Below are 12,529 nucleotides of genomic sequence, written 5' to 3' on the forward strand. Positions count from 1 at the left end.
TCGCCTGCTCACCCCGGTCACTTACTTCAGTAAGCTCCCGGGGATTCTCAGGCTAGCCGCCTTACTCTGACGTGAAATACTTTGGAAATTGTTTCAGTCATGGGCGCTCCCGCGCCCATTTCATTCCAGCACCATGACGCAAGTTGCATTAATGCAGTCCCGCGAAGTCGGCTTGCATGATGATGTTTTCAGAGAGGGAAGAAGAATGCTCGACACAAATATGAAAACCCAGCTCAGGGCTTACCTTGAGAAACTGACCAAACCTGTTGAGCTGATTGCCACGCTGGATGACAGCGCTAAATCGGCGGAAATCAAGGAACTGTTGGCTGAAATCGCCGAGCTGTCCGACAAGGTCACATTTAAAGAAGACAATTCTCTGCCGGTGCGCAAGCCGTCTTTCCTGATTACGAATCCAGGCTCTCAGCAGGGGCCGCGCTTTGCCGGTTCTCCGCTGGGCCACGAATTTACCTCGCTGGTTTTGGCGCTGCTGTGGACCGGCGGTCATCCGTCAAAAGAAGCGCAGTCGCTGCTGGAGCAGATTCGCGATATTGACGGCGATTTTGAATTCGAAACTTATTATTCACTCTCCTGCCATAACTGCCCGGACGTAGTGCAGGCGCTGAACCTGATGGCGGTGCTGAACCCGCGTATTAAACATACGGCAATTGATGGCGGCACCTTCCAGAACGAAATCACCGAACGTAGCGTGATGGGTGTTCCGGCGGTATTTGTTAACGGTAAAGAGTTCGGCCAGGGACGTATGACTCTGACCGAGATTGTCGCTAAAGTGGATACTGGCGCAGAAAAACGCGCGGCGGAAGCGCTGAACAAACGCGATGCGTATGACGTACTGATTGTCGGCTCCGGCCCGGCGGGCGCGGCGGCAGCGGTCTACTCGGCGCGCAAAGGCATCCGTACCGGTCTGATGGGCGAGCGCTTCGGCGGTCAGGTGCTGGATACCGTGGATATCGAAAACTATATCTCAGTGCCGAAAACCGAAGGCCAGAAACTGGCGGGCGCGCTGAAAGCGCATGTCAGCGATTATGACGTTGACGTTATCGACAGCCAGAGCGCAAGTAAACTGGTTCCGGCCGCGACAGAAGGCGGCCTGCATCAGATTGAAACGGCGTCCGGCGCAGTATTGAAAGCGCGCAGTATCATCATCGCCACCGGCGCGAAATGGCGCAATATGAATGTGCCGGGCGAGGATCAGTATCGCACCAAAGGCGTCACCTATTGCCCGCACTGCGACGGTCCGTTATTTAAAGGGAAGCGTGTGGCGGTCATCGGCGGCGGCAACTCTGGCGTTGAAGCGGCTATCGATCTGGCAGGTATTGTAGAACATGTTACGTTGCTGGAGTTCGCGCCGGAGATGAAGGCGGATCAGGTGCTACAGGACAAAGTGCGTAGCCTGAAAAATGTCGATATCATTTTGAATGCGCAAACGACAGAAGTGAAGGGCGACGGTTCGAAAGTGGTGGGGCTGGAGTATCGTGACCGTGTCAGCGGCGATATTCATAGCGTCGCGCTGGCAGGGATTTTTGTGCAGATTGGTCTGTTGCCGAATACCCACTGGCTGGAAGGCGCGCTTGAGCGTAACCGCATGGGCGAGATCATTATTGACGCCAAATGTGAAACCAGCGTTAAGGGCGTCTTCGCCGCAGGCGATTGTACCACCGTTCCTTACAAACAGATTATCATCGCCACAGGCGAAGGGGCGAAAGCCTCGTTGAGCGCCTTTGATTATCTGATTCGTACCAAAATCGCATAAAAAGAAGTAAGCACACCTGCAAGGTCAGTTAACTGGCCATCGTAAATGGCCCGATAGTGTAAGCTATTCGGGCCTGCGGTGTTTATGCCCGGGGAACGCCGCCGGCTAAAACACCTTCTTCATTATCAATACTCTGAAACCGTCTGTTAATAACAGACGGTTTTTTATTTCAACGGTCTTCTGTTTTTAAACTTTGAAACAATAAAAAAGCCTTCTACGGATTTAACTGGAATTTTTCTGTTTTTTTATCAAAGAAAGATTAAGCGCTTCCGTTAACATGCCCATTCTTTTTTCTTGATTTATATTGCATTTGTATGTGAGGTTATTTATTCATGGATTCAATCTATGAATCACTGACGGAATTAGAAAAAACAGGGCTTACATTGCGTGATTTTTTTAATTCTCATGATAGTCGTTCACTGAAATCTGCCTACGTGAGATTAAATCCCACTGCTGCGGTAAACCTTACCGACCGAGCGTGGCTGGAGGCGGAGTATGACTTTAATGCGCTATTCGTCGGTCCTGGCAAGCTGCTGGCTGCGCCTTTCGCTTCAGTGTATCTGGAAGAGGATGCGCTGGTGATGGGAAAGGCGACGCTGGAGATACGGGAGTTTATGGCAGCGTTGGGATTATCGGTTAATCAGGAAAGCAATATTCCTGACGATCATATTTCCTGCGTACTGGAATTGACCACACTATTACTGGCTAACACTCGGCAAACGTCACAATACCGCTCTACTCTCACTCAATATATCAATAACTATTTAACAAAGTGGGTGCCATTATATATCGAAAAAATAAAAACTCATGCACAAACGACCACGTTATATACGGTGGCGGACATCTTATTTTATTGGCTTGATGAATTAAAACGAGAGTATCAATATGAGTAATGAGACAGGACATCTGAACAGACGTTCTTTTTTAAAGGGGATAGTGGCACTGGGCGCCGTTGCGGCTTTACCCGGAGGATTACTGACCTCCCGATGCGCGCTTGCGCAGCCGCCTGTTCCCTTTAACCCTAAAACGTACAAAATTTATCGTAACGCGTGTCCGCGTAACTGCTATGACACCTGTAGCCTCAAGACGTGGGTAAAGGACGGGGTCATTACTTTCGTGGAAGGTGCGCCGGAATCAACATTTACTCACGGTACCCCTTGCGTCAAAGGGTTAAGCTATCCGCGCCGGGTTTATAGCCCCGATCGTATTAAATATCCCATGGTGCAGGACGTTCGCGGTAGCGGCAACTGGCGTCGCATCTCATGGGAAGAGGCGATGCAGCGCATTGCCGCCAAAATGCTGGAGATTAAGAAAAAAGACGGTTCTATGCTCGGTCTGGCGCTGACTAAATATTCCGGTAAGTTTGGCGTGCTGAACTATGCCGTTGAAGGGATGATGTCCTCGCTTGGCTACACCACCCGTTTTGCCGGTACGCCGTGCTGGCCTGCCGGTATCGACGCGCAAAACTACGACATGGGCGACATGTGGTGTAACGACCCGGAAGATATGGTGAAAGCGAAATACATCATTATCTGGGGCGCCAACCCGGCCTGGTGCTCAATGCACAGCATGAAGTACATCTATCAGGCGCGCGAGAAAGGGGCGAAGGTCGTGGTTATCGATCCGCTGCTGTCGCAGACTGCCGCCAAAGCCGATCTCTACCTGCGCGTACGGCCTGGTTCAGACGGTGCGCTGGCGCTGGGGATGGCGCGTCATCTGGTGGATAAAGGCCTGGTGGATCAGGATTTTGTCAACAACGATGCTCACGGCTATCCGGAATTTGAAGCCTATCTGCGTAACCATGTGACCGTGGAGTGGGCGGCAGAAATCTGCGGCCTGTCTGCGGATGTCATTCGCCAGCTGGCGGAAGAGTTTACGGCGGTTAACCCGGCCACGGTCTGGATTGGTTACGGGATGCAGCGTCATGTCAACGGCGGCGCCAACGTTCGCGCTATCGATGCCTTTGTCGCTATGTCCGGCAACATCGGTGTCGAAGGCGGCGGCGCGCGTTATGGCCATTTGCATACCTGGGGCTTTAACTATAACGCCATGTTGCAGAAGCCGCCGGTGGGCGCTATTGGCATACCGGGAGCGGCGGGCACCACCAGTGAATTCGGGGCTGCCGCTGGCAGCGACGCCGTGCAGTACTCCGATCGTTCTCTGAATATCAACCAGACGGCGCAGGGGATTCTGGAGGCCAACGATCCGCCGGTTCGTATGCTGTGGGTCGCCTGTAAAAACCCGTTTGCCCAGGATTTCGATCGCAGCAAGATGAAAAAAGCGTTTGAAAAGCTGGAAATGGTGGTCTGCGCCGATCAGTTCTTCAACGAAACGGTGCAACACGCTGATATCGTGCTGCCCGTTACCACCGCGTTTGAAGAGTGGAACGTGGATGCTTCTTACTGGCACTACTGGCTTTCCATTAATCAGCCGGCGATTAAGCCGATGTATGAAGCAAAATGCGACCTTGAAATCGCTACCATGCTGTCGCGCACCATTAATAAGATGGCGCCGGGTTCCTGTACCTTCCCGCAAGAGTTCGATCACAAGCGCTGGCTGGATCAGGAGTTCAACAACGGTATGGCGAAAATGTTCGGCATCTCTTCCTGGGACGATCTGCTGGACGGGCCGAAAAAAGCGATCCTGCCAAGTTCTGCCGCCTGGTATGACCGCAAGTTCAAAACGCCGTCAGGCAAGTATGAATTTAAATCTGAACTGGCGGAGAAAAACGGCCATACCGCGCTGCCGGAATACAAACCGGAAGCCGAGAGCAAACTGCCTTTCCATCTGTTTACGCCGCACGTGCAGTTTGGCCTGCACTCGCAGTTTATCAACCTGGACTGGATGCAGGTGTTCTACCCGGAACCGTTCGTTTATATCCATCCTTCTTCCGCACAGAAAAAAGGCATCAGCGAGAACGATCTGGTCAAAGTTTTCAATGGCACCGGTGAAGTTGAGCTGCGGGCAAAAGTCACCACCAACGTGCCGGAAGATTTCCTGGTGATGTACGAAGCGTGGTTCCCGAAACGGCAGTACAACGTGCAAAACGTCGTGGCCGATACGCCTGCTGATATGGGGCTGATGAAAACTGGCGCGCCGGGCGCCGCTATCCACAGTCAGTTTGCTGACGTTGTATTGATCGGTAAAGGGGAATCCGTAGCATGAGACGTGCGTTTTTAGTGAATAGCGATAAGTGCATCGGCTGCCGCGGCTGTGCTATGGCGTGTAAAAGCTTTAACCAACTGGAGCCGGATCGCTTCTGGCGCTACGTTTATCCGTTGGATAAAGACATCTATCCACATGAAGAGCGGGCGTTTTACTCGCTGGCCTGTAACCACTGCGAACATCCGGCCTGCGTCGCTGCCTGTCCGGTCGAAGCCTATACCAAACGTGAAGATGGCGTGGTGGTGCATAACCCTGAGCGCTGCATCGGCTGTAAAAACTGTATTCGTAACTGTCCTTATGGCGCGCCGCGTTTTAATGAAGAGACGCGTAAAGCGGAAAAATGCAGTATGTGCTACGAGCGTCTTGATATCGGTATGAATCCGGCGTGCGTAAACGCCTGTCCGGTGGGCGCCTTGTCGATTATCGATTTGGATGCCGATCCTGTGCCCGATAATGCGGTGCAGTATCCGCCAGGGTTCCCGCATATGCCACAGCTCAATCCAGGAACGCGCTTTATTCTGGCGCGCCAGCCTAAGCAGCCGGAGGACAAGTAATGGAAAAATATGAACTGCCGCTGGTGTTTTTTACGGTATTAAGCCAGATGTCTGTCGGGATGGCTTTGGTACTGACATGGCGTACGTTGCGTGGTGAAGTGGAAGGCCAGCGTTTCTATTGGTTGGCCACCGGGCTGGTGCTGGCACTGGCGTCTATTGCCGCGATTCTGCATCTGGCGCATCCCGATCGCGCTTATAATGCGCTGATTAACCTGCGACATGCCTGGTTAAGTCGGGAAATCCTTGGCGCCACGTTGTTTGGCGCAGCGGTCGGCGTAACGTTCCTGGCAAAGGGACATAAAGCGATGACTCTTATCGCCTCCGTGTTCGGCGTGTTACTGGTGGCGGTGCAGGGGATGACCTACGCCGCGCCAGCGATGGTGGCTATCGCTAATGGATTTACCATGCTGTTATTTTTTATTACGGTATGGGTCATGGGTTGCGCGGCGATTCCGCTGTTAAAACTCAGGCCTGCCGTTCCTGCGTTACGCCAGGGGATTGTGGTGTGTATCGCGGTACTTATCGCGGCGCCGCTGGTGTGGTTAAGCGGGGGAACGATAATGCAGATGACGGCGCGTTCATGGCTGGCTTCACCGTTTTATCTGGCAAGCCTGGTCTGCCTTGCGCTCGCTTTTATCGCCAGCCGTCACGGTGATTCGCGCCCGAAACTCCTGTTCGTCTTGTTATTCGTTGGCGTATTTTTGAGTCGGCTGGTCTTTTTTGGCGACACGGTGAGTACTATTGTGAATATCGGGCATTTGTACTAACGATGATGCAGTAAAAAGCCCTGCCAGGCGCTGCCTGGCAGGGCGTGTCAGTTTTTAGCCACCAGGGTTAACGCACAACCAATACCGGCAGCGTCGCATGGCGCACCACGCTTGAGGCGTTAGACCCCAACAGGTGTGTCGTGATGGACGGATTACGCGAACCGATTACCACGACATCCGCATCCAGTTCTTCGCCCATCTCATTGACGACATCGCGCACGCTACCAAAGCGAACATGCGTTTTAATTCGTGAAGGATCGATACTGAAGTGTCCCACCATCGTTTGCAGACGCGTTTCCGCCTCATGCTGTAAATGTTCTTCAAAGCGGCGCACGTCGGCGGCAAAGCGGTGCAGGCTCATGCTCGCGGACCCAGGCAGTACATGCAACAGATGAATGACGCCATCCTGTTGCGCCAGAAACTCAGCGTGGCGAATGGCTTTATCGCTAAGTTCCATTTCAAAAACATCAACCGGCATAATGATTGTCTTATACATACCCGTTACTCCCTGTTAATCAATACTGAATTTATTCAAGCATATAATAATATTTCTTTCTGCTATTTGTCTGGCAATTTTAAATATTGCGGCAACCTGGCGCTAAAAAAGTCGTGTATTTTCCAGGAAAAATCCTAAAGCCGCCTGTTTTTCCGGCAGTCTCTCCGGGATAGCTACCCTTTTATAGTCGAACGCAACATTCACCGTTACCCCGGAGGCTGCATGAAAGCATTGACGTATCACGGTCCACATCACGTAAAGGTTGAAAACGTACCCGATCCCGGCATTGAGCAGCCTGACGATATCATTTTGCGTGTTACCGCCACCGCGATTTGCGGATCTGATTTGCATCTCTATCGCGGCAAGATCCCACAGGTAAAACATGGCGATATTTTCGGCCATGAGTTTATGGGCGAGGTGGTGGAAACCGGACATGATGTAAAGAATATTCGGAAAGGGGATCGGGTCGTTATCCCGTTTGTCATTGCCTGTGGTGACTGCTTTTTCTGTCGGCTACAGCAATATTCAGCGTGTGAAAACACTAACGACGGACACGGCGCGGCGATGAATAAAAAACAGATCCCGCCACCGGCGGCGCTGTTTGGGTATAGCCATCTGTATGGCGGCGTTCCCGGCGGACAGGCCGAATATGTTCGCGTGCCAAAAGGTAATGTTGGTCCATTTAAGGTGCCGCCGCTGTTATCTGACGATAAGGCGCTGTTTCTTTCTGATATTTTGCCTACCGCCTGGCAGGCGGCAAAAAATGCCCAGATTCAGCAAGGTTCCAGCGTGGCGGTTTTTGGCGCAGGGCCGGTAGGATTACTGACTATCGCCTGTGCGCGCCTGCTGGGCGCGGAGCAGATCTTCGTCGTTGATCACCACGCCTGGCGCTTGCGTTTCGCCGAAGAACGTTATGGCGCGATACCGATCAACTTCGATGATGAGAACGATCCGGCGGAAAAAATCATCGAGCAGACGGCAGGACACCGCGGCGTGGACGCGGTAATTGATGCCGTAGGCTTTGAAGCGAAAGGCAGCATGACGGAGACGGTGCTGACGAACCTTAAACTGGAAGGCAGTAGCGGCAAAGCGCTGCGACAATGTATCGCGGCGGTCAGACGCGGCGGCGTGGTCAGCGTACCCGGCGTGTATGCCGGTTTTATTCACGGCTTTTTATTCGGCGACGCCTTTGATAAGGGGCTAACTTTTAAAATGGGTCAAACCCATGTTCACGCGTGGCTGGGGGAGTTATTACCGCTTATTGAAAAAGGGTTGCTGAAGCCGGAGGAGATTGTCACGCACTATATGCCGTTTGAAGAGGCGGCGCGCGGCTACGAAATTTTCGAAAAACGCGAAGAAGAGTGCCGGAAGGTTATCCTGGTGCCGGGAGCGACGTCGGCACAAGCGGCGCAGAAACAGGCGACGGGAGTAGTCAACCCGATGCCAGGCGGCGTTGTCTGAAGCAGGCAAAAATGAAAGGGCTAACGGAAAGAGGATGCGCAGGCATCCTCTGTGTAAACGCATTAACGCTTATGCAGATGGTTTAACGCAGGAAGTCGCCCGCGGCTTCAGGCTGATATTCGAGTTCCAGCACTTCGAGATGGGTGGAGGCGCCGCCCGGCAGTTCCCAGTGAATGGTGTCGCCGACGCGCAGTCCCAGCAACGCTGCGCCGACGGGCGCCATTACCGAAAGCTGGGTACTGCTGTCCGTCATATTGGCGGGATACACCAGCGTCCGCACGCGTGTTTCACCATCGCTCAAATTGCGGAATTTAACGCGGCTGTTCATGGTGACGACATCGTTCGGCATCTCTTGTGGCGAACACATTTGCGCGCGATCCAGTTCGGCGTTGAGCGCGTCGGCAATCGGCAGATCCGCATACGCAGGCTGTTCCAGAAGACGATCAATACGTTCGGCGTCAAGGTCGTTAATGATAATAGTGGGTCTGGACATTTCTTACTCCATGTCATCGATACTGCGAGTAGTGCAGGTAAATGGTCCCAAAAGAAAACCCTCACCGTCTGGCGGCGAGGGTTCAACTCTCATGATGATACTGAGACTTACCCCGTCTTTGAAGTGATTTAATTCACATTCGGGTAAATCCTCAAACGTCATAGCCTTGAGTGAATTTTAGTCTACATTCGGGCGTGTTCTCAAATGTGACTACGGTTTTAAACCTTTGCTTCGTCAATAACCGGCTTTATCGATAATAAACTGTTTCCCGCAGTTGCGGGGATGCTGCTGCGGCTGGAATGAGGCGGAGGAGAGCGGCGCGTTAATCATCGACGCCTTTAATGAAAACCGAATCTCTGTTAAATAGGCGGGATTGCCCTGGCAGTTTACTTTAACGGCTTTGACATTATCCTTGCCCCACATTTGTGCGACGACGCTATCAAACGCGGCGCGGCTAACGGTTTTGCCGTAATTATCCGCCAGAAACTGCCCCAGCGCGCTGTCTTTTATCGCCTTATCCAGCCGTATCATGGTGCCGAAATAGGTATTGGGATCAAACCCGAAACAGGCGCCATGTTTGGCATATTCGTAGCGCTCCAGACAGGAATTTCCCCCCCCCCCCGCGCCGGGCATCACTTCCTTAAGCATTGCCGCGATGTCAGGCGAAAATCCGGGGGCGGGGCGGAGCATTTCCGGCTGGCCTTGACCTCAGGCAGATTCGGCGTTGGCGGCAAAAATCGGGGTTAAGAGGACAGCCAGCAGCGGACTGTAATGCCATATTGTGTTCATGATGAATTCGATAATTTATACAAATTATGAATGTTAACCATTTAATCATAAAAAATGCCGCTCAGGTGAACCTGAACGGCATCATTTTTAACCTACGTTGGTGTAATGTTTAATTCCACATTGCCAGAATCGGCCAGCCCACCAGCAACAGCATAGCGATATAGATAACGCCAAAGATTGCGCCAAGCCGCCAGTAGTCTCTGGATTTCACGTAACCGCAGCCGTAGATAATCACACCAGGGCCGGTGGCATACGGCGTCAGACAGCCCATAATACCGATAGACAGCACCAGCAGAATACACAGTTGTTCCATCGGAACGCCCGGAATGCCTTTACCCACCGCCAGAATGACCGGCAGCATGGTCGCAGTGTGAGCGGAAAGACTGGCGAACAGATAGTGCGCGAAATAGAACACCAGTACCAGTACAATGACGGTTGCATCCGGCGAGAAACCTTCCAGATGCGTACTCATGGTATTGGCGAACCAGTCAATAAAGCCGGAGCGGGTTAAGCCATTGGCCATGACCACCAGCGTAGCGAGGTTCACCAGGGTGTTCCAGGCGCTGTTGTAGCGCGTAATGTCTTTCCACGGTACAACATGCAACGCCAGCATCAGCGAGACGGCCAGCAGACCCACGGCAGTGGCGTTGATGATTTTTCCACCAAAAACCCACAATCCTAAGCTAAGCAGCACCAGGCCAATCAGCGTCCACTCTTTGCGGGACAGACGCCCCATGTTTTTTAACTCGCCGCCAGCCCAGGCTGCGACTTCCGCACTGTGGGTCACTTCAGGTTTATAAAGCACATAGGAGAGCCACGGCGCAACGATCAGTAAAATAATCCCCACCGGCAGAAAGCTGAGAAACCACTGCAGCCAGCTAATCTGGACGCCGGCGATCTTGCTGACGAACTCCAGACCTAACACGTTTGGCGCCGCGCCAGTGACAAACATCGAAGAGCTCAGGCTGGTACTGATCACCATCATCCACATCAAATAACCGCCGATGCGGCGTGCGGAAGGATCGTTTGGAAACGATTTAAACAGCGGCGGCAGGTTCTTGATGACCGGGAAGACAGTCCCGCCGGTACGAGCCGTATTGGAGGGAGTAAACGGCGCCAGCAAAATATCGATAATGACAATCGCATAGCCGAGCGTCAGCGTGCGTTTACCCATGAATTTTACCAGAAACAGCGCAATGCGGCGCCCCAGCCCGGTCACTTCGTAGCCCAGCGCGAAAATAAACGCGCCGAAAACCAGCCAGACCGTGGTGCTGGAGAAACCGGCAAGCCCCCATTTCAGCGCCTGTTTACTGGCGTTAAACGCCGGATCGGCCAGTTCTGAAGCGTCAAATAGCAGGTAATTGCTGCCGATAACGCAAATGGTTACGGCGATAAAACTGATCGCTGTCGCCGGGATCGGCTCCAGGATCATACCGACAATCATCGCGACAAAAACCGCAAAATAGTGCCAGGCCTGCGGCGGCATACCATCTGGAACAGGAATTAGCAACATGACGCCCATCACCACTAATGGGGCCAACAACTTCCATATATTATCTTTGGATAAAGACATAAATGACTCTCCGGAAAGGATATTTTCTATAATTGTGTTAATGATTAACTTGCGAAATTTGCGCTAAAAACCAGGTCACGATCAGCAGATCGGCGCTACCGCCTGGGCTGAGATTGCGTTCAATGCATTGCTGATCGAACCGGTGGAGATAAACGAGATCGTCAGGCGTCCGTATGCCGCCCTGCTGTAATAAGACCGCCGCCTGCTGCTGTAACCAGCGCAGACCGTCCGCCCCGCCGCGCGACGCGACGTTGGTATCGCCGTTAAGCGACATCAGCAGCAGTAAGGTATCAAGCAGTGCCAGTTCGGGATCGCGCCCCTGCGCCAGCAATGCGCGGTAGTGCGGCAGCGCGTGGCGGATGACCAGCGGATAGCCCGCTTCCGCTTCACCGCGCGCGCCGGTTAATCCCAGTTGCTGATACAGCCGCTGACCTGCGGTGAGCTGTAGGTTGTTCTGACGCAGTTCGCGCGTGGTCAGGCCGTGGCAAAAATCGGCGGCGGTAGCGCAGAGTGTTTCTGCGACGATCGGTTGGCGTAGCTGATACAGGCGGCCAATGGCGGCGCACAGTAACCCCAGCGAGAAAATGCTGCCTTTATGGGTATTGACGCCCGCCGTTGCGCGAAACATCGCTGCTTCACAGGCCATCCCCAATGGACGCAGGCCCGCCAGAACCGATTCTGGCGGCAGGCGCGTGCAGCTGGCGCCATATTCCATAAAGCGCGGCAGCCAGTGTCGAATCGCCTCCGCGCTGCGGTGAAAATCCGCCAGCGCCATATCTTTGTGCGCGCCGCAGTTTAGTCGGTCTACCAGACCGGGTTTTGGCGATAAATTTACCTCGGTCAGCATGGCGCGCCAGGCTAAATCGGCCCAGGCGTCGTACAGCGACCGAGGCTGAATGGAGGCGTTAGTCGGGTTGGCGGGAATCGGCATCATGCAGCAGCGCCTCCATATGAATCAGTAAATCAGTCAGCGCGTGGGTTTTACCCCGCGCGCATTCAGCCGCGCTTTGCCCGCACAGCAGACAGCGGCGGGCGGGAAGCGCGAAATGGCGGCGAGAGAGTATTTCGCCTTCCGCCGTCAGGACATCGATATCCCACAGGCGCCCCAGTGGATAACGCTGTTCAAGCGTGATGGTCGCCTGTTTGAGCGCCTGAGCGGGCGCGTCAATCGCCAGCAGCCCTTCCGGCCCGCTGGCGGAAGCCAGTGCAGCCTGCTCCCGGATGGTCCAGCCATACTCTTCTGCCAGCGTGTGCAGGGCAGTCACGCCGTGATTAAAGATCCGGCGGGTTAACGCGCTGTCTTTCATCGGGCCTGGCGCCACCACGGTAAAGGAGACCAGTGGAGTGGCGTGGCGCGTTAGCCAGGCGCGCTGTCTTGCTTGTCTCTCATCCCGGCTGGCGAGCAGCTCAGGAATAGAAACGTTGTGACAGGCGGCGAGTTCCGGAAGCAGGCGCATGGC

Annotated in this window: 11 protein-coding genes and 1 pseudogene; 6 read left to right on the forward strand and 6 right to left on the reverse strand. The window is 53.6% G+C overall.

Annotated elements, in window-relative coordinates:
- Positions 1-205: 205 nt before the first annotated feature.
- The 5 genes from ahpF (at position 206) to ACLD11_RS11880 (ending at position 6,257) form a co-directional block, all read left to right on the forward strand.
- Positions 206-1,771 carry an alkyl hydroperoxide reductase subunit F gene (gene ahpF / locus ACLD11_RS11860; protein WP_411014946.1) on the forward strand — a complete coding sequence of 522 codons (1,566 nt, stop codon included), beginning with the start codon at positions 206-208 and terminating at the stop codon, positions 1,769-1,771.
- A gap of 332 nt (positions 1,772-2,103) precedes the next feature.
- A complete protein-coding gene (locus tag ACLD11_RS11865) occupies positions 2,104-2,664 on the forward strand; it encodes a molecular chaperone (RefSeq protein WP_000377444.1) in 561 nt (186 codons plus the stop codon).
- Positions 2,657-4,936: a molybdopterin-dependent oxidoreductase gene (locus ACLD11_RS11870; protein ID WP_183060487.1), complete on the forward strand. Its 2,280-nt coding sequence runs from the start codon at positions 2,657-2,659 to the stop codon at positions 4,934-4,936. The genes ACLD11_RS11865 and ACLD11_RS11870 overlap by 8 nt, the downstream gene beginning before the upstream one ends.
- Positions 4,933-5,490 (forward strand): 4Fe-4S dicluster domain-containing protein, encoded by a 558-nt coding sequence (locus ACLD11_RS11875; protein WP_001250381.1) that lies wholly within the window; start codon positions 4,933-4,935, stop codon positions 5,488-5,490. The genes ACLD11_RS11870 and ACLD11_RS11875 overlap by 4 nt, the downstream gene beginning before the upstream one ends.
- Positions 5,490-6,257: a dimethyl sulfoxide reductase anchor subunit family protein gene (locus ACLD11_RS11880; RefSeq protein WP_079981502.1), complete on the forward strand. Its 768-nt coding sequence runs from the start codon at positions 5,490-5,492 to the stop codon at positions 6,255-6,257. Before ACLD11_RS11875 ends, ACLD11_RS11880 begins: the two co-directional genes overlap by 1 nt.
- A gap of 67 nt (positions 6,258-6,324) precedes the next feature.
- Here ACLD11_RS11880 and uspG read toward each other — a convergent pair whose 3' ends face one another.
- Positions 6,325-6,753 (reverse strand): universal stress protein UspG, encoded by a 429-nt coding sequence (gene uspG / locus ACLD11_RS11885; protein ID WP_000278499.1) that lies wholly within the window; start codon positions 6,751-6,753, stop codon positions 6,325-6,327.
- Positions 6,754-6,975: 222 nt separating this feature from the next.
- Between uspG and ACLD11_RS11890 the strand changes: the two genes are divergently transcribed.
- On the forward strand, positions 6,976-8,214 hold the full coding sequence (locus ACLD11_RS11890; protein ID WP_000646119.1) for a zinc-dependent alcohol dehydrogenase: 1,239 nt from the start codon (positions 6,976-6,978) through the stop codon (positions 8,212-8,214).
- Positions 8,215-8,296: 82 nt separating this feature from the next.
- On the opposite strand, the gene rnk is transcribed toward ACLD11_RS11890, so the two are convergent.
- From rnk to citX, 5 genes and pseudogenes are all read right to left on the reverse strand, one after another.
- On the reverse strand, positions 8,297-8,707 hold the full coding sequence (gene rnk / locus ACLD11_RS11895) for a nucleoside diphosphate kinase regulator (protein ID WP_000089748.1): 411 nt from the start codon (positions 8,705-8,707) through the stop codon (positions 8,297-8,299).
- Positions 8,708-8,941: 234 nt separating this feature from the next.
- Positions 8,942-9,435: pseudogene (locus tag ACLD11_RS11900) on the reverse strand (ribonuclease I); the annotation flags it as partial.
- A gap of 170 nt (positions 9,436-9,605) precedes the next feature.
- Entirely contained in the window at positions 9,606-11,069 is a 1,464-nt protein-coding gene (gene citT / locus ACLD11_RS11905) for a citrate/succinate antiporter CitT (RefSeq protein ID WP_000059040.1), read from the reverse strand.
- 37 nt (positions 11,070-11,106) lie between these two features.
- Positions 11,107-12,003 carry a triphosphoribosyl-dephospho-CoA synthase CitG gene (citG, locus tag ACLD11_RS11910; protein ID WP_411014947.1) on the reverse strand — a complete coding sequence of 299 codons (897 nt, stop codon included), beginning with the start codon at positions 12,001-12,003 and terminating at the stop codon, positions 11,107-11,109.
- On the reverse strand, positions 11,975-12,526 hold the full coding sequence (citX, locus tag ACLD11_RS11915) for a citrate lyase holo-[acyl-carrier protein] synthase (protein WP_411014948.1): 552 nt from the start codon (positions 12,524-12,526) through the stop codon (positions 11,975-11,977). Before citX ends, citG begins: the two co-directional genes overlap by 29 nt.
- Positions 12,527-12,529: the final 3 nt, after the last annotated feature.

It is taken from the genome of Salmonella sp. 741265116_PST (assembly GCF_046567715.1).
GTDB lineage: Bacteria > Pseudomonadota > Gammaproteobacteria > Enterobacterales > Enterobacteriaceae > Salmonella > Salmonella enterica.